The organism is Bradyrhizobium sp. USDA 4452, from assembly GCF_054063575.1.
In genome coordinates this window covers 1,124,917-1,141,359 of the sequence record NZ_JBSSGK010000001.1, presented here as the reverse complement: position 1 = coordinate 1,141,359, position 16,443 = coordinate 1,124,917, and the positions used below count along the sequence as shown (strand labels likewise).

Here is a 16,443-nt window from a genome sequence, read left to right as displayed (position 1 = left end):
CGCCGATGCCGACACGAACCATTCTCCTGGGCTGCGTCATCGTGCTGGTCGCCGTCATCGCCGGCGCGCCCTTCGTGCTGAACGAGGGCTTCCTGCGGCTCGCGACCGAATGCCTGCTGCTGCTGACGATGGCGCAGATGTGGAACCTACTGGCGGGCTATGCCGGGCTGGTGTCGCTCGGCCATCAGGTCTTCATCGCGTTCGGTGCCTATGCGCTGTTCCTGACCTCGGGCTGGCTCGAAGTCACGCCGATCTGGGTGTTGCCGGTTGCGCCGTTGGTGGCGGGCGCGGTCGCCGCGATCATCGCGTTTCCGCTGTTTCGGTTGCGCGACGCTTATTTCTCGATCGCGATGTGGGTGTTCGCCGAGATCATCGGCGCCTTCACGATGAAATCTCAGGAGATCGGCGGCACCTCGGGCATGCCGCTCGCCACCAGCAAGCTGATCGATTTCGACTGGTTCGAGCCGACCATGTTTTGGCTCGCCGGCGGCCTGACGCTGGTCACGATCGCGGCGCTGTACAAGATGATGACCTCGAGCTTCGGGCTCGGGCTGATGAGCGTGCGCGACAATGATCTTGCCGCGATGAGCGTCGGCGTCGACGTCCGGCATAACCGCTTCGTCGCCTTCGTACTCTCGGCGGCCGGATGCGGGCTGGCGGGTGCGCTCAGCTTCATGGGCAATCTGTTCATCGCGCCGCTCGCGGCCTTCGACGTCAACTGGTCGGTCTACATGATGTTCATCGTGATCATCGGCGGTATCGGAACGCTGGAAGGGCCAATCCTCGGCGTCATCATCTTCTTCGGCCTGCGTGAGCTGATGACCGGGCCGCTCGGCCTGTCCGGAGGCTGGTATCTGGTCGGGCTGGGCATCATTGCGGTCGTCGTGATGATCGTGGCGCCGCGCGGCATCTGGCCGGCCTTGCGTGATCGTCTCGGCGTGCGGCTGCTCGACGTCCACCGCGCCGCGCCACGGCCGGCCGCGGCCACCATCCTGCCGGGCGCGTCGGAACGGGTTACCGGATGAGGCTGGCCTTCACGCCGTCACCATTGCTTGTATTCTGGTCGTTCTGGCTTTGAGTGGAGGGCGTGATGGCTCTGATTTTCCGGCATGGCGGATGGGTATTGGCCGGCCTGGTTGCGGCGGCGATGACGGCACCGCCGCCCGCGCAGGCCGAGCGCAGGATGTGGCCGCAGGCGGCCGCAACGCACCCGATGGATGGGCTCACGACGGACGAAATCCGCTCGGTCTCCGAAATCCTGCGCGGCGCCGGCAAGCTCGACGATGCGACGCGGGTCGTCTCGATGACGGTCGACGAGGATCCCAAGGACGAGGTGCGGGCGTGGAAGCCCGGCCAGCCGTTCACGCGCCGGGCGACCGCGACCTTGCTGAGCGGCGGACATCTCTATGAGGCGCATATCGATCTCGCCGTGCGCAGCCTGGCCGGCTGGGACGAAATCAGGGACCAGGAGGCCGCGCTGACCATCGACGAGCTGATGTCGGCCGGCGACCTGCCGAAGCAGGACCCGCGCTGGACCGCCGCGATGGCCAAGCGCGGCATCACCGATTTCCGCAACGTCATGTGTCTGCCGCTGACGGTCGGTCCGGTGAGCGACCCCGCCATGAAGGGCCGCCGCCTGCTCAACGTGCCCTGCGTCGACACCACAGGCGCCGTCAACAATCTCTGGGGCAAGCCGATCGAGAACCTCGTCGCCCAGGTCGATCTCAAGAGCAAGACGGTGCTGTCGGTGACCGATCTCGGCGTGGTGCCGCCGCCGCCGCAGACGCCATCGCACGCCTATGCCGACTCCGGAAAATACCGCAAGCCGCCGAAGCCGATCGAAATCGTGGCGCCCGAGGGCAGCAACGTGAAGGTGGAAGGCGGCCAGGTGCGCTGGGACAATTGGTCGTTCCATGTCCGGCTCGAGCCGCGCGTCGGCGCGGTGCTGTCGCTGATCCGCTACGACGACCACGGCACGCTGCGCGACATCGCCTACCAGATCTCGGCGAGCGAGATGTTCGTGCCCTATATGGATCCGGCGCCGACCTGGTCGTTCCGCGCCTACATGGACATCGGCGAGTACGGTTTCGGCGTGCTCTCCAGCGAATTGCAGCGCGGCATCGACTGCCCGGAAGGCGCGCATTTTCTCGATCTGACGATCTCGGATACCAAGGGCAATCCGGTGGTCGCCAAGGGCGCGGTCTGTATCTTCGAGCGCCCGACCGGCGATCCGATCTGGCGCCACAGCGAGCTGATCAACAACACCGCCGAGGTGCGGCCGAACAATGAGCTGGTGGTGCGGATGGCGCCGGTGGTCGGCAATTACGACTATCTGGTGGACTACGTGTTCGACCGCGCCGGCAACATCGACGTGCGGCTCGGTGCTTACGGCATCGATGCGACCAAGGGGGTCGCGAGCCGAACCTTGAGCGATCCGACGGCGAAGCAGGATACGGCCTACGGGACGCTGGTCGACGAGCGGCTGCTCGCCGTCAATCACGATCACTACATGACCTTTCGGATCGACATGGACGTCGACGGCACCTCGAACCGGCTGGTCGAGGACCGCTTCAGCGTCCGCCGGCTGGATGAGGGCCAGCGCAAGAGCCTCTGGCAGATCGAAACGAAGCCGGTCGCGACCGAAGGCCCCATCACGATGCCATTGAACGCCGCGCAGTTCCGGATCGAGAGCACGGGCAAGACCAACAGCCGCGGCTACCGGACGAGCTACCAGATCATGCCCGGCCACTCCGACGTGTCATTGCTCGCCAAGGACGATCCGATCCAACTGCGCGCCGGCTTCAGCGCCTACACGCTGTGGACCTCGGCCTACGCCAGGGACGAGCGCTACGCCGCAGGCATGTATCCGAACGAAAACCCTGACGTCGATGGCCTACCGAAATGGACGGCGGCGAAACGGCCGATCGAGGATCGCGACCTCGTGCTGTGGTATACGGTCGGCTTCCGCCACGTGCCGCGCGCCGAGGATTGGCCGGTCATGCCAGGGCTGTGGCATGGCTTCCGGCTGCGTCCATTCAACTTCTTCGACCGCAATCCCGCGCTCGACGTGCCGCCGATGGTGAATGCCAGGGACACCAAATGAGGGGCCGCGCGCATCACATCGGGGGGATAGCCGGCGCGCTGCTGACGCTGTTGGTGGCGCAGAAGGTCACGGCGGCCGAAAGCGGCGCTGACGATGCGTCCTTGCTCTATCTGGGCAGCGGCGACTGGGAGCGCCAATCTGCGCCGCGCAAGCTCGCGCTCGCGGCCGACTTCATGCGGATCTTCTGCACCGACCAGCGAATGTCGGCGGCATCGCTGGCCGACTGCCTCGACCATGACAGGGCGGCCGGCGCGCCGTTCGAGCGCGCCATGGCCTGCGTCAGCGCGCTGTCAGCCGGCCGCTGAGAGCCCGGCGTCGATCCCTTCGGCGATCGTCTTCACGTCGGCTGAGGTGAGGATCAGGGGCGGGGACAGGATCAGGTTGTTGCCGGAGACGCGCAGCATCACGCCGGCCTCGTAGGCGCTATCTGCCACTTTCGCCATCGTCTTCTTGTCCGCGGGCTTCTTGCTGTCGCGATCGGCAACCAGCTCGAGCGCGGCCATCAGGCCCTTGCCCCTGACGTCGCCGACCAATGCATGCTTCGCCTTGAGCGCGGCCAGCGCCTGTGCGAGGTCCTTGCCGCGTGCAGCGGCATTCTCGTCGAGCTTGAGGCGGCGGGTCTCGGCCAGCGCCGCAAGTCCGGCGGCACAGCCGACCGGATGGCCCGAATAGGTATAGCCATGACCGATCGAGCCGAAATTGGTGGTGTCAGTCTCGAAGGCTTCCGCGACCTGCTCACCGATCAAGGTCGCACCGAGCGGGAAATAGCCCGAGGTGATCGCCTTGGCCATCGTCATCATGTCAGGCTTCACGCCCCAGAGACGCGAGCCCGACCACGCACCGGTGCGCCCGAACCCGGTGACGACCTCGTCGGCGATCATCAGGATGCCGTGACGGTCGCAGATCTCGCGTGCCAGCTTCATGAAGCTGTCCGGCGGCACGATCACGCCGCCGGCACCTAACACCGGCTCCATGATGAAGGCCGCAATGGTGTCGCCGCCCTGGAACGCGATCTCCTCCTCCATCGCCGCCGCGCAAAGCTGCGCGAGCCTGGCGGGATCGGTCTCGTTGAAGGGATTGCGATAGGTCGACGGCGCCGGGATATGAAATACGCCGGGCAGCATCGGCTCATAGTTGCGGCGGAAATTGGCGTTGCCGTTGACGGAGGCGCCGCCGAAATGGGTGCCGTGATAGCCCTTCTTCAGCGCCAGGAACTTGGTGCGGTCGGCCTGGCCCTTGATCTTCCAGTATTGCCGCGCAAGCCGCAGCGCGGTCTCGACCGAGTCCGATCCGCCCGACGTGAAGAAGGCGCGCACCATGCCTTCCGGCTTGAACCATTCGGTGAGCTCGTAGGCGAGCTCGATGGAGGGACCGTTCGAGGTGCCGCGGAAGCCAGAATAGTAGGGCAGCGCGCTGAGCTGGTCTGCGATCGCCTGTTTGATCGGATCACAGCTGTAGCCGAGGTTGACGTTCCACAGGCCGCCGACCGCATCGATCACGGTCTCGCCGTCGATGTCGGTGACGTGGACGCCTTCGCCCTTCATCACGATCCGCGGCGGCTGCGCGCGCATCTCGGCAGGATGGGCCATCGGGTGCCAGATCGGCTTGGCGTTGTTCTCAACCAGGAAGTTTCTGTCGCGCATGTTGGCTCTCTTAGTGGAATTGCAGCCCGAAATGCCGCAGCGCTTCGCTGTAGGACGCGGCTGGATTGCGCACATCGAACAGCACCGTACGCATGTCGCACGCCGTGGCGCCCGTGATGTTGCGGCGCTGGTCGTCGACGAAGACGCAATCTTCTGCCTCAAGCGCCAGTTCGTCCAGCACGGTTTGATAGGCGCGCGGATCGGGCTTCAGGATACCGGTATGGGTCGCGTCGACGATGCTGTCGAAGCGCTTGAGGATGGAGAGCTGGGTGCGGAAATCCGCGCCGTAGAACAGGTCGAGCTCGTTTGAGAGGATCGCAAGCCGGAACCCGGCATCGGCGGCGAGGGTGATCGCGCGCACGGCCTCCGGGCGGATCACGGTGTCGGGATCGGCGCCGCGCGCACGCTTCACGAAAGTCTCCATATCGCGCCAGTCCTCGCCGACCATGCGCCCGACTTCGCGGCTGCGGGTCAGCCAGTAGTCGCGTTCGGAAAGCTCGCCGCGCTGCATCGCGGCCCAGAGCGGATCGCTGTCGGGGGCGAATGGTCCGAGCCATTTCAGCGTGCACGGAGCAAGCCCGAGCGCGCGCTCGGTCAGATCATGGGTCTCGAACAGGGTCTTCGAGATCACACCGCCGAAGTCGAGCACCAGCGCCTTTGCGAGCGGCCTCTTCATGCGGCAGCCGTCGCGCGGCCGGGACGGACAATGCCGGCCTTAACCCAACGGTCGAAGATGCCGAGCACGGTTTCATTGAACTTCGCGCTGTTGATGTGGTCTTTGATCTCGTGCAGCTCGACCGGCGGCTGGACTGCCGAGCGCATCGCGTCGACAAAGGCGGCGAGGGCTTCGGGGTCGTGCAGGGCTTCGCCTGCGCGGTCCCATTGCTGGATGCCGCCGGCAGGCAGCACGAAGGCGACCGGTGCGCTGGCGCCGGCCAGCTTCTCCGCAATCGCGTGAGCGATCCGGCGGCGATCGGCGGCTCCCGAGGTTGCCGACGCGAGCAGCCGGTTGTGCGCGTGGAACGGCCGATCCGCCAGCTCGTTCGGAACCCCAAGCCATGCCGGGAAGTCGACCATGTCGATCGCCCCGGGCGCGACGATCTGCGGAATGCCGGCTCTGCCGGCATTCTCCAGCCGGTCGGCGCCTGAATTGACCACCGAGCCGGTGAGCTGATTGGCCACTTCCTGCAGGCTGAGGTCCAGCACTGCGGCAAAGCCGCCCTGGGCTGCGATCGATTCCATCGCGCGGCCGCCCATGCCGGTGGTGTGGAAGACCACCACCTCGTAGCCGCGTTGCTCGAGTTGCGGCTTGAGCTCCACCATGTAGCGCAGGCAGCTCTTGCCGAGCGAGGTGATCGCAACGACCGGCCGGTCCCGGCTCGGCTTGATCGCGCTCCTGGCCGCGCCGACGATCGCGCCGCAGGCCTGCGACAGCACGGCCGTGCAGGTGCCGTTGAGGCCATAGAGGCCGCCGGCCCACAGGATCATCATCAGATCGGCGGCGACGCGCTCGGGCGGAATCAGGTGCGAGAAGGCGACGGTCGAGACGATCAGCTTCGGCAGGCCGAGCGGCAGCGCCTGCGCGACGTCGAGCGCAAGGTCGGTTCCCATCGTGCCGCCGATCGCGATCACGCCGTCGATGGCATCGCGCGCCGCAAGCTGGCGCGCGAGATTCGCAGCGCCGATTGCCATCAGCGACATCGCGGAGTTTTCGTCGCCGCTGGATGCAATCGCCGCGATCGTGGTCTCTGCAGCCGCCGCCACCGCGTGCTTGTCGTGCGCGGGCCGATAGGGCGGATCGCCGAGCACGCTGATGTCCATCATGATCGTTGTGCCGCCGGCGCGGGCGATGCAATCGCTCATGAACAGCAGTTCGTCGGCCTTGGTGTCTCCAGTGCCGATCAGAAGAATACGGGGCTGCGTGATCTCGGGCATGACCTTCGGCTCGCCGGCGGCGTGAGGGGATGTGGACGAGTTGGTCTGCACCCAGCGGGCAGGGCGTTCGGCCATCGTGCGATCACGCTATGAGGGCACCGGCCGCGGCAACATCCACCTATCGGTTGATTGCTGCCAAAGCCTTGATTTGGCGAGGATTGCGCCATGCCAGCGATCCCCGGTCGGGAGCCGCTTTTGTCACCCTCACAATGATCTCGTATGCAGCAAGCCCAGATCGATCTGTTACGTTCGGCCGCAATTCCGGCCCAGCAGCTCTTCATCGGCGGCCGGCCCGCGCAAGCGCTTGGCGAGGCACGGCTCGACGTGGTGTCGCCGATCGACGGCACGCTGCTGACGACCATTGCGGACGGCGATGCGGCCGATATCGACCTTGCCGTGAGACAGGCGCGGCAGGCCTTCGAGCAGGGAAGCTGGTCGCGCGCGGCACCGGCGCAGCGCAAGAAGGTGCTGCTGCGGCTCGCCGAACTCATCGAGCAGCACGCGCTCGAGATCGCGGTGCTCGGCGTGCGCGACAACGGCACCGAGATCGGCATGGCCTACAAGGCCGAACCGCTCTCGGCCGCTGGTACCATTCGTTACTACGCCGAAGCGATCGACAAGGTGTATGGCGAGATCGCGCCGACCTCGGGTGACGTGCTCGGGCTCGTGCATCGTGAGCCGCTCGGCGTCGTCGGCGTCATCGTGCCGTGGAATTTCCCGTTGATGATCGGGGCGTGGAAGATCGGTCCGGCGCTCGCCGCGGGAAATTCGGTCGTGGTCAAGCCGCCGGAACTGGCGTCGCTGACGCTGCTGCGGCTGGCCGAGCTCGCGACCGAGGCAGGTCTGCCGGACGGCGTGCTCAACGTCGTCACCGGCCGCGGCGTATCGGCCGGCGAGGCGCTCGCGCTGCACATGGATGTCGATGTGCTGGCCTTCACCGGCTCGGGCGTAGTCGGCCGCAGGCTGCTGGAATGCTCGGCACGCTCAAACCTGAAGCGGGTCCATCTCGAGCTGGGCGGCAAGTCACCCAACATCGTGTTCGCCGATGTGCCCGACATCAAGCATGCGGCCAAGGTCTCGGCCAACGGCATCTTCCGCAATTCGGGCCAGGTCTGCGTGGCCGGCTCGCGGCTGCTGGTGCAGTCGAAAGTCTACGATCGCTTTATGGATGAGCTGCTCGATGCGACCGCCAAGCTCCGTGTCGGCGATCCCCTCGAACTGACGTCGGATGTCGGCGCCATTTCGAGCCAAGCTCAGTTGCGCAAGAATCTCGATGCGGTTGCCCGCGCGGAAGCGCAGGGTGCGAACCGGCTGATCGGCGGCGAGCAGACCCGCGCTGAGAGCGGTGGCAATTTCATGGCGCCCGCGATCCTCGCCGAGGTGACGCCGTCGATGGAGGTCTGGCGCGAGGAAGTGTTTGGGCCGGTGCTGACGGTCACGCGGTTCGACGGCGAGCAAGAAGCCACGGCGCTCGCCAATGCGACGCCCTATGGACTTGCATCGGCGGTGTGGACCGGAAGCCTGTCGACGGCGCATCGCATGGTGCGCGCCATCAGGGCCGGCGTCGTGCACGTGAACGCCTATGGCGGCGCAGACATCACGGTGCCGCTCGGCGGCTTCAAGCAATCCGGCTTTGGGCGCGACAAGTCGCTGCACGCGCTGGACGCCTGTACCGACCTCAAGACCGCATGGATCGCGCTATGACATCAGCAACTGCCGAACGTGCGGGCGTCTTGAACCGCTTGCTCGACGCCGAGCAGGAACGCTTTCGGGCGCTGCATCCGCGCTCGGCCGCGGCCTGGCAAGAGGGCCGGCAACATTTCCTCTATGGCGGCCCGTCGCATTGGATGCGGCGTTGGGCAGGCGGCTTCCCTGTCTATGTCGAGGAGGCGCACGGGGCGCATATCAGGGATATCGACGGCCGCGACTACATCGATTTCTGCCTCGGCGACACCGGCGGCATGTGCGGGCACGCGCCGGAGGCCGTGACGGAAGCCGCGCTGCATCAGCTCAAGCGTGGCGCCACCATGATGCTGCCGACCGAGGACAGTCTCTGGGTCGGCGCCGTGCTGTCGCGTCGCTTCGGTCCGAAATACTGGACTTTGACGACATCGGCGACTGATGCCAACCGCGCCGCGATCCGCATCTCGCGCATGATCACCGGCCGGCGCAAGGTGCTGGTGTTCTCCGGCTGCTACCATGGCGGCGTCGAGGAGGCGCATGTCGAGATTCGCGATGGCCGCGTCGGCCTGCGCAACATGATCCATTCCAACGGCATCGATCATGACGCCGTGAGCCGGGTGGTCGAGTTCAACGATGTCGCGGCGCTTGAGGCGGCGCTGGCGCAGGGCGACGTCGCCTGCGTTCTGACCGAGCCGCTGATGACCAATTTCGGCATGATCCCGGTCGATCCCGGTTTTCACGAGGCGTTGCGCGACCTGACCCGCCGCACCGGCACCGTCCTCATCATCGACGAGACGCATACGCTGTCCTGCGGACCGGGCGGCTACACCGGGAGCCACGGGCTTGAGCCCGACATCTTCGTCGCCGGCAAGGCGATCGCGGGTGGCATACCAGCCGGCGTGTTCGGCCTCAGCGAGGAGGTCGCCGAACGGCTCTGGAAGCTCGTGCCGCACGTCAATCCGCGCCAGCGACAGTCCGCGCATCTTGGTTTCGGCGGCACGCTCGCCGGCAACGCGTTGACGGTCGCCACCATGCGCGCGGTGCTGGAGAAGGTCCTGACCTCAGCGAATTACGAGCGGATGATCGGAACCGCGACCCGGCTCGCACAGGAGGCGCGCCGACTGATCGAGGCGGCCGGACTGCCCTGGCACGTCACCCAGATCGGTGCGCGCGCCGAGATCATGTTCATGCCACAGCCGCCTCGCAGCGGCGCCGACGTCATTGCCGGCCGGCAACCCGATCTCGAGACCTTGCTGCATGCGTTCTACATGAACGAGGGCATCCTGGTGACGCCGTTTCACACCATGCTGCTGATGTGTCCGGCGACGTCGGGGCGGGACGTCGACAGGCACACGGCGGTGTTCGCGCAGTTCATCGAACTGCTGCGGGGCGCGGGAGCCATCTGATGCAGGCGCGTCCGTTCAAACTCGACGGCCGGGTCGCGATCGTCACCGGCGGCGGCCGCGGGATCGGCGCAGCCATTGTCAGGCGCCTTGCGCAGGGCCGGCGCGACCGTGGTGATCGCCAACCGGACGCTCGATGTGGCCGAGGCACTGGCGCGCGAACTGGCAGCCGATGGACGCGCCGCATATTGTGTCCCGTTCGACAGGCTCGATCGCGGCAGCTTGCGTGCCATGCTTGACGATATCGCCGCCAAACACGGCCGGCTCGATATCGTCGTGCACAATGCCGGCGGTTGTCCGTGGGCCTTGCTTGAACAGCTCGATGAAGCAAAGCTCGACGAGACGCTGGCGCTCAACCTGAACGCCAGCATCTGGCTGGCGCAGGCCGCAATCCCTCATATGCGCGCCAACGGCTTCGGTCGCATTCTGGTGACCTCCTCGGTGTCCGCGCGCGTCGCGATGGGCGGCGGTGCGCATTACTCGGCGGCGAAGGCCGGCGTCAACGCGTTCGTTCGCGGTGCCGCATTCGAGCTCGCGCGCGACGGCATCACCGTCAACGGCGTCGAAGCCGGCTTCATCGAGAAGCCCGGCCGCGGCACCATGAGCGCGCCGGAGAACAAGCCGAAGCTCGAACGCTTCATTCCGATGGGGCACATGGGGAGCGCCGACGACATCGCCTGCGCGATGCTCTTTCTCGCATCCACCGAGGCCAGGTACGTCACCGGGCAGACCATCGTCGTCGACGGCGGCTCGACGCTGCCGGAGACCGGATTTGCCGTCGAACGGCAGTGGGGACTCTAGATGAGCATGACATCTTCGGAAAACCGGTTTCCACTTTTCCGGATCATGCCCTGATGCCGCGGCTGGACGGAAAAACCGCGCTGGTGACCGGCGCAGCGACCGGGATCGGCCGGGCCACGGCCGTGCTGCTGGCACTGAGCGGCGCGCGCGTCGTGCTGTTCGGGCTCGGTGACGCCGAATTGCAAGCAGCCGCCGCGGAGTGCGGAGGGCGGGCCGTCTTGGGTGACGTCACGCGTCCGGACGACATCGCCGATGCCGTCGCCGCCTGCGGCGCGCGGCTCGACATCGTCGTCAACGCCGCCGGCCTGATCGTGCCGGATCAGCCCGCCAGCGTCTCGGACGAGGTCTGGGCCAGGACGCTCGATGTCAACCTCACGGGGACCATGCGGGTCTGCCGGGCATCGCTGCCGCTGCTCCGGCAGCGCGGCGGCGCGATCGTCAACGTCGCCTCGGTTGCCGCATTCAACGCCAGCCCGGATAGCGCGAGCTACGCCGCCAGCAAGGCGGCCGTCGTCGCCTATACGCGCTCGCTGGCCTACGCCCACGGCGCCGACGGCATTCGCGCCAATGCGGTGGCGCCCGGCTGGGTACGGACGCCGATGAGCGCCTATGAAATGCAGTTGCTCGCGGACCAGAACGGCACCACGGCCGATGCCGAGTTTCGTAGCGTCGAACGGCGGATCGCGCTGGGCCGGATGGCCGAGCCCGCCGAGATCGCGGCATGCTGCCTGTTCCTGGCCTCCGGCGAGGCGTCCTTCGTCACCGGTGCGGTGCTGGTCGCCGATGGCGGCGGCCGCTCGCCGACGCAGAATCGCGCGGTATAGGACCTCGTCTCGAGCCGATCCCGGCCGGCGACGACGAAAGTCGCCCGCAACGTCACTCCGGCGCGATCGGATGCGCTGGACGCTCGATCGATGGCTTGAGGCTCTCGAGTTCGACGAAGGCATCGGCGTGTCTGCGAAGCTCATCGGCGATCATCGGAGGTTTCGTTCGAATGCTGGAAACGACGGTGACACGCACGCCCTTGCGCCTGACGGCTTCAACAACGGCTCGCAGGTCGCCGTCGCCGGAGAACACGAACGCATGATCGATGCGGGGCGCGATCTCCATTGCATCGACCGCAAGCTCGATGCCGATGCTGCGCTTCATTCGCCTCCGGCCCTCGCCGTCGTCGTGCTGCCTGGCAGCCTTTCTCCTCACCGCATATCCGTTGTAATCGAGCCAATCCACCAGCGGCCGAAGGCTGCTGAACTCGTCGTCGTCCCTCACCACCGTGTAGAAATAGGCGCGGACGATTTGCCCATGCTTGCTGAACTCCAGGAGCAATCGCCGGAAGTCGACCTCGAAGCCGAGATTCTTGACCGTCGTGTGCAGATTCGCACCATCGATGAAAAGGGCAATACGATCGGTCATCTCAAGTCCCCATGAGGCCCGGATCAGTCGCAGTACGCATTGGTCCTGAAAATTTTTTCGAGCGCATGCCAGGCGCTCGATTGAAATATCTGATCCTAGAGCAAGGACTCGGCGGGGATGAAGCGGAATTTTCGATCGCGGCGGGTGCCATAGTGATCGTGCGCCTATTGATAAGGCCAGGTCCAAGCATGGCGCCGGCTCGCCGCATAGAGATGAAACGGTCGCCGTCGAGAAGAATGCTGCCGCTTACGTCCGCGCCGCACATCGGTGTATTCGGCGACGGAGGATTCCCTCGCGGTTGCGTTTCGAACTCATCGGGCGAGCGGCGCTCCGCGCAGTGCCGCACCGCGCGGCGGCGTCGGCGAACTGCCGCACCGCTGCGCCAGAGGCGACTACTGCGTCACCAGCATAACTACATCCAAAATCAATCGGGTGCACCGGCGCCATTTTGTGCCGATAGCGATATTTCGAGATACCACTTTTTTGCAGATACCGGATTTGCCGTTGCGAGTGTCGCCGGAGGGATGGCCTTGCTTCCCCGGGTGGATTGCTGATGGGCGCGGATCCGCAGCGCTGTGTTTGCTGCGCCGCCTCGACAACGCTCTCGTCCTCATACGAACCGTCGCGATCGACCCGCTGCTCGGTGTGATGTCCGTACCGGCAGGAGGCAGGTAGGCTCGCGTTGGCAGCTTGCCGTGAGCGCGGCAAGAGCCTCCTCGATGGCGAGCGCAGCAGGCTATCGGCCGCGCCGGCCGAGGCGGGCAAGTCGATGCCGGCGGTCGACCAGTTGCGTCGAACCCACCCGGAGAGCTGCGGCCGGCTCGGCGGGATTCCGCGGACCTGCTCCTGACACGAGGCCGTCATTCCGGACGTCGGTTTCGCGGCAACTTGCCCGTTGGCGCGCTCCTGAGACTGCCACCGTATTCACACGGGGGCGTCATATTGAAATGTCGTGAGATGCCAAATCTCCTATAATTTAAGGGATTTCATGCGCAGCGCTTCGGCGCGGCGTGCCCGGAAAGGGGTGTTGGCCGCTTCGCCAGTAGGGTTAACAAGGGATTACCGGGTGACAGCTTTCTTTCGGCTGATTATAAGCAAATCTTAGTTGGCGGATTTTGCCCCCAACCAGTTGCGTAAATTAATCGTAAGTAAAATTCATCGTAAAAGGGATTTTTTCCTATGCTGAAGCTCTTCATCCAGACCTCGGAATCCGTCAAGCGTCTTGCCTCGGACAAGGACGGCGTCGTGTCGTTCGAATACGTGATCGTCGCCGCCTGTGTCGTCGCCGCGGTCGCGGCTGCGTTCGGTACCAGCACTTCGTCCGGTATCGGCAAGGCGCTGAGCACCGCAATCACCAGCATCAGCACCGCTCTCACCACCGCTGTCTCGGCCTAAATCCGATCATTGACGGCGTTGGCAGAATTTTCTCTGCCAACGGTCGTCAACAGGATTGAGGTGTCGGCAAGGTAGGAGGAGGCTCGCTCCATGTTGCATCATTGCATCAAGGCAAGAGACGTGCTGCTGCGTCTGCGCACGGACAGGGACGGCGTCGTGTCGTTCGAGTACGTGATCGTGGCCGCCTGTGTCGTCGCCGCGGTCGCCGCCGCATTCGGGACGAGTACGGCCAGCGGTATCGGGCAAGCGTTGAGCACTGCGATCACCGCGATCTCAACCGCAGTTACGACCGCGGTCTCGGCCTAAATCGGCAAGTTCGCGCTTCGGAGGGGGGCATCATTTTATGCCCCCCACCACTTCTGAGGCACATATTTTCATGAGTTGGATTGCGTCCACGACCTCGTGTCTGGAAATCGCATTGTTGTTCTATGTCGCAACGATCGATATCGCGACACGGTTGATCCGAAACGAAATTTGCCTGGCGCTCGCGCTGCTTGGGATCGTCGGCCAATTGGCCAGCCCGATGCAGCTCGGCCAGTCGCTGATCGTCGCCGCAATCCTGTTCCTGGCGCTGTTCGTGATCTACCAGCGCAGAATGATCGGCGGCGGCGACGTCAAGTTGCTGGTTGCCCTGGCGATCGGTCTCCCGTTGGCCGGTGTGGTTGAGCTGCTGACGGTGACCGCATTGGCCGGCGGGGTCCTGGCTGCGGTGCATCTGTTGATGCGCCGTCTGCCGCATCCGAGGCTGGCACCCGCCGGATCGTCGCTGGTGCGCCGGGTTTACGCGGTCGAGCGCTGGCGTCACGTGCGACATGCGCCGCTGCCCTACGGCGTCGCCATCGCATGCGGCGGCATCTGGACCATTTTGAGCAAAGGATTTTGATATGTCATCCGCTCTGCGCGTCTCGATCATCATGGTGCTGTTGCTTGCGGCTACGGCGCTCGGGCTGATTGCCTATGGTGCGAACCAGTCGAAGGACACGGTTGTTGCCGAGGCGGTCGCGGAAAAGCGGCCCGCCGCGCCTGCGACGGTCGGTTACTTTGTCGCGACACGTCCGCTGTCGAAAGGCGCGCTGGCCCGGGATGAGGATTTCGCCGTGCGCCAGGCGGCGTCGGATCATGTCCCCGCAGGGGCGATCCTCGAAACGCCCGATACCAAGGCCGGACTTCCCGGTTCTCTGGTGCGCAAGTTCGTCGATGCCGGCAGTCCCATCACCTTGCAGGATATCCTGCGCCCCAAGGATCGCGGTTTCCTCGCCAGCGTTCTGGCGCCGGACAGCCGCGCCATCAGCATCAAGGTCGACGAGGAGACCGGCGTCTCGGGTTTGATCAGGCCGGGCGACAACGTTGATGTGGTGCTGACCCAGGTGTTCGAGAAGGCGAATCTGGCGCGGCGGGCGGTGAGCGAAACCGTTCTGTCCAATGTGCGCGTGATCGCGATCGATCAGGAGATCGCGCAAGGCGGGCGACCCATCACCAACGCGGTCGCGGGCAAGACGGCGCAGACCGTATCGCTGGAGCTCAAGCCGGATCAGGTCAAGAAGGTCTCCGTCGCAAAGCAGCTCGGAACGCTCTCTCTCGTCGTCCGCGCTGCGGCCGAGCAGTGGGACAAGGCAGATACCGGTGTGACGTCGAGCTGCGATGTGTCGCCCGAACTGGCGCGCCAGAGTGCGCTTGCCGGCCAGAGCACGATGGTCGCGATCTACACCGGCAGCGAAGTCAAGCAATACTCGGTCCGGAAGCAGGATATCGACGACGACGTCCTTGCGGGCTGCGACGGCGCGACGGAGGTCGACCGTCAGGCGACGGCGGTGGTGGGTGACGCGAGCAAGGGGCCGGAGAAACGTCGATGAGTGTGAACATGGCAGTGATGGAATCCCCCGAAGAGACGACGTCCGTTGTCACGCGTAACCGCATCGTCTGCTTCGTCAACGACGAGCTGAGCGCCGCAGCCCTGCGCAAGGGGCTCGACGGCAGCAATTTAGTCATCCGGCGTGGCACCATCCGTCATGCGACGCGCATGCTCGAGACCGACACCGATCTGTCGGCGTTGGTGACCGACATCAGCGGGATCGACGATCCCTTTACCGAACTGGAGCGTCTGGCCAGCGTCTGCCCGCCCGACGTCAAGGTGTGCCTGATCGGCGAGAACAGGGAGATCACTTTCTATCGCGAGCTGATGGAGATCGGCCTGACCGAGTATCTCCCGACTCCGATCACAAGGGATATGGTGCTGGACCAGCTCCGGCCGAAGCTGCTTGGCGAGGTCGCGCCCGTTCACAATGACCGGGGCGGGCATGTGGTCTCGATCTGTGGCGCGCAGGGCGGCGCCGGAGCGACCAGTGTCGCCATCAACCTCGCGCTGCAACTGGCCGAAACCACCAAGGCCAAGGTGGCGCTGCTCGATCTGCATCTGCAGGGCGGCGAGACCGCGGTAATGCTGGGTGTCCGCCCTGGACCCGGCCTCCGCATTGCGCTCGAGAATCCGATGCGGGCCGACACCCTGTTCCTGGAGCGCGCGGCGATCGAGGTGAACGATCGGGTTGTCCTGATTTCGGGCGACGAAGATCTCGATGCCAAGCTCGATATCACCGAGGCGGGCGTGCGGCACGTGCTGGGCTTGCTCCGCCAGCGGTTCAACTACGTCGTTGTCGATGTGCCGGTGCCGTTCCCCGCATCGATCTATCCGGTCATTCAGATGTCACGTCATGTGCTGGTGCTGCTGGAGGCCGAAGTGACGGGTTTGCGCAACGCGCACGCGCTACGTAACGCCGTCACCAACATCGCCGGCAAGGATCGGGTCTTTACCTTGCTCAATCGTGCCGATCGTCCTGGCGGTCTGCCCAGGGCGACGATCGTCAAGGCGTTGGGCGCAGAGCCCGACATGATCATCCCGGACCTCGGCAAGGGAATGACCCAGGCCGTCAACCTCGGCGTTCCCGCGCTCAAGCACGTCTCCGCACTACGGCGGCACCTCGCTCCGATCGTACGGGAGATCACCGGTGTCGGCTCCAGGAAGAAGGCGGGGTGGAAGAGGTGGCTCGGGCTATGAAGAAGTTCGGCAGGC

General features: G+C 65.3%; 16 protein-coding genes. 12 read left to right on the top strand and 4 right to left on the bottom strand.

Annotated elements, in window-relative coordinates:
- Positions 1–5 precede the first annotated feature (5 nt).
- The 3 genes from ACVISU_RS05685 to ACVISU_RS05675 all read left to right on the top strand — a co-directional run bounded on the left by ACVISU_RS05685 (position 6) and on the right by ACVISU_RS05675 (position 3,408).
- Complete coding sequence (locus ACVISU_RS05685; RefSeq protein WP_456706284.1) at positions 6–1,025, top strand: branched-chain amino acid ABC transporter permease; 1,020 nt, start codon at positions 6–8, stop codon at positions 1,023–1,025.
- Positions 1,026–1,090: 65 nt separating this feature from the next.
- Positions 1,091–3,103: a copper amine oxidase gene (locus tag ACVISU_RS05680; RefSeq protein WP_456706283.1), complete on the top strand. Its 2,013-nt coding sequence runs from the start codon at positions 1,091–1,093 to the stop codon at positions 3,101–3,103.
- Entirely contained in the window at positions 3,100–3,408 is a 309-nt protein-coding gene (locus tag ACVISU_RS05675; protein WP_050400142.1) for a hypothetical protein, read from the top strand. Before ACVISU_RS05680 ends, ACVISU_RS05675 begins: the two co-directional genes overlap by 4 nt.
- Here the strand turns inward: ACVISU_RS05675 and ACVISU_RS05670 are convergent.
- The 3 genes from ACVISU_RS05670 to ACVISU_RS05660 are packed head-to-tail and all read right to left on the bottom strand — an operon-like array spanning position 3,394 to position 6,681.
- Complete coding sequence (locus ACVISU_RS05670) at positions 3,394–4,746, bottom strand: aminotransferase class III-fold pyridoxal phosphate-dependent enzyme (protein ID WP_456706282.1); 1,353 nt, start codon at positions 4,744–4,746, stop codon at positions 3,394–3,396. The two genes, ACVISU_RS05675 and ACVISU_RS05670, sit on opposite strands and share 15 nt — an antisense overlap.
- Before the next feature lie 10 nt (positions 4,747–4,756).
- Positions 4,757–5,422, bottom strand: coding sequence for an HAD-IA family hydrolase (locus ACVISU_RS05665; RefSeq protein ID WP_456706281.1), 666 nt, complete (start codon positions 5,420–5,422; stop codon positions 4,757–4,759).
- Positions 5,419–6,681 carry a Tm-1-like ATP-binding domain-containing protein gene (locus tag ACVISU_RS05660; protein ID WP_050400287.1) on the bottom strand — a complete coding sequence of 421 codons (1,263 nt, stop codon included), beginning with the start codon at positions 6,679–6,681 and terminating at the stop codon, positions 5,419–5,421. Before ACVISU_RS05660 ends, ACVISU_RS05665 begins: the two co-directional genes overlap by 4 nt.
- A 219-nt stretch (positions 6,682–6,900) precedes the next feature.
- On the opposite strand from ACVISU_RS05660, the gene ACVISU_RS05655 reads away from it, so the two are divergent.
- From ACVISU_RS05655 to ACVISU_RS05640, 4 genes are all read left to right on the top strand, one after another.
- Positions 6,901–8,385, top strand: a complete 1,485-nt coding sequence (locus ACVISU_RS05655) for an aldehyde dehydrogenase (protein ID WP_456706280.1) — start codon at positions 6,901–6,903, stop codon at positions 8,383–8,385.
- Complete coding sequence (locus ACVISU_RS05650) at positions 8,382–9,770, top strand: transaminase (RefSeq protein WP_456706279.1); 1,389 nt, start codon at positions 8,382–8,384, stop codon at positions 9,768–9,770. The genes ACVISU_RS05655 and ACVISU_RS05650 overlap by 4 nt, the downstream gene beginning before the upstream one ends.
- Before the next feature lie 75 nt (positions 9,771–9,845).
- Positions 9,846–10,568, top strand: coding sequence for an SDR family oxidoreductase (locus ACVISU_RS05645; RefSeq protein ID WP_456706278.1), 723 nt, complete (start codon positions 9,846–9,848; stop codon positions 10,566–10,568).
- 53 nt (positions 10,569–10,621) lie between these two features.
- A complete protein-coding gene (locus ACVISU_RS05640; protein ID WP_050400152.1) occupies positions 10,622–11,392 on the top strand; it encodes an SDR family NAD(P)-dependent oxidoreductase in 771 nt (256 codons plus the stop codon).
- A gap of 52 nt (positions 11,393–11,444) precedes the next feature.
- On the opposite strand, the gene ACVISU_RS05635 is transcribed toward ACVISU_RS05640, so the two are convergent.
- Positions 11,445–12,167, bottom strand: coding sequence for a LabA-like NYN domain-containing protein (locus ACVISU_RS05635; protein ID WP_456706277.1), 723 nt, complete (start codon positions 12,165–12,167; stop codon positions 11,445–11,447).
- Positions 12,168–13,160: 993 nt separating this feature from the next.
- Here ACVISU_RS05635 and ACVISU_RS05630 point away from each other — a divergent pair.
- The 5 genes from ACVISU_RS05630 (at position 13,161) to ACVISU_RS05610 (ending at position 16,428) form a co-directional block, all read left to right on the top strand.
- Positions 13,161–13,376: a hypothetical protein gene (locus tag ACVISU_RS05630; protein ID WP_050400155.1), complete on the top strand. Its 216-nt coding sequence runs from the start codon at positions 13,161–13,163 to the stop codon at positions 13,374–13,376.
- Between the two features lie 90 nt (positions 13,377–13,466).
- Positions 13,467–13,682 carry a hypothetical protein gene (locus ACVISU_RS05625; RefSeq protein WP_050400156.1) on the top strand — a complete coding sequence of 72 codons (216 nt, stop codon included), beginning with the start codon at positions 13,467–13,469 and terminating at the stop codon, positions 13,680–13,682.
- 70 nt (positions 13,683–13,752) lie between these two features.
- Positions 13,753–14,259 carry an A24 family peptidase gene (locus tag ACVISU_RS05620; RefSeq protein WP_456706276.1) on the top strand — a complete coding sequence of 169 codons (507 nt, stop codon included), beginning with the start codon at positions 13,753–13,755 and terminating at the stop codon, positions 14,257–14,259.
- Between the two features lies 1 nt (position 14,260).
- A complete protein-coding gene (gene cpaB, locus ACVISU_RS05615) occupies positions 14,261–15,229 on the top strand; it encodes a Flp pilus assembly protein CpaB (protein WP_456706275.1) in 969 nt (322 codons plus the stop codon).
- Positions 15,230–15,237: 8 nt separating this feature from the next.
- Positions 15,238–16,428: an AAA family ATPase gene (locus ACVISU_RS05610; protein WP_456706274.1), complete on the top strand. Its 1,191-nt coding sequence runs from the start codon at positions 15,238–15,240 to the stop codon at positions 16,426–16,428.
- Positions 16,429–16,443: the final 15 nt, after the last annotated feature.

What these genes read in the sequence shown, in the direction of transcription:
- ACVISU_RS05685 (WP_456706284.1), top strand. Translation starts at nt 6, where the DNA reads ATGCCGACACGAACCATTCTCCTGGGCTGCGTCATCGTGCTGGTCGCC.
- ACVISU_RS05680 (WP_456706283.1), top strand. Translation starts at nt 1,091, where the DNA reads ATGGCTCTGATTTTCCGGCATGGCGGATGGGTATTGGCCGGCCTGGTT.
- ACVISU_RS05675 (WP_050400142.1), top strand. Translation starts at nt 3,100, where the DNA reads ATGAGGGGCCGCGCGCATCACATCGGGGGGATAGCCGGCGCGCTGCTG.
- ACVISU_RS05670 (WP_456706282.1), bottom strand. Translation starts at nt 4,746, where the DNA reads ATGCGCGACAGAAACTTCCTGGTTGAGAACAACGCCAAGCCGATCTGG.
- ACVISU_RS05665 (WP_456706281.1), bottom strand. Translation starts at nt 5,422, where the DNA reads ATGAAGAGGCCGCTCGCAAAGGCGCTGGTGCTCGACTTCGGCGGTGTG.
- ACVISU_RS05660 (WP_050400287.1), bottom strand. Translation starts at nt 6,681, where the DNA reads ATGCCCGAGATCACGCAGCCCCGTATTCTTCTGATCGGCACTGGAGAC.
- ACVISU_RS05655 (WP_456706280.1), top strand. Translation starts at nt 6,901, where the DNA reads ATGCAGCAAGCCCAGATCGATCTGTTACGTTCGGCCGCAATTCCGGCC.
- ACVISU_RS05650 (WP_456706279.1), top strand. Translation starts at nt 8,382, where the DNA reads ATGACATCAGCAACTGCCGAACGTGCGGGCGTCTTGAACCGCTTGCTC.
- ACVISU_RS05640 (WP_050400152.1), top strand. Translation starts at nt 10,622, where the DNA reads ATGCCGCGGCTGGACGGAAAAACCGCGCTGGTGACCGGCGCAGCGACC.
- ACVISU_RS05630 (WP_050400155.1), top strand. Translation starts at nt 13,161, where the DNA reads ATGCTGAAGCTCTTCATCCAGACCTCGGAATCCGTCAAGCGTCTTGCC.
- ACVISU_RS05625 (WP_050400156.1), top strand. Translation starts at nt 13,467, where the DNA reads ATGTTGCATCATTGCATCAAGGCAAGAGACGTGCTGCTGCGTCTGCGC.
- ACVISU_RS05620 (WP_456706276.1), top strand. Translation starts at nt 13,753, where the DNA reads ATGAGTTGGATTGCGTCCACGACCTCGTGTCTGGAAATCGCATTGTTG.
- cpaB (WP_456706275.1), top strand. Translation starts at nt 14,261, where the DNA reads ATGTCATCCGCTCTGCGCGTCTCGATCATCATGGTGCTGTTGCTTGCG.
- ACVISU_RS05610 (WP_456706274.1), top strand. Translation starts at nt 15,238, where the DNA reads ATGGCAGTGATGGAATCCCCCGAAGAGACGACGTCCGTTGTCACGCGT.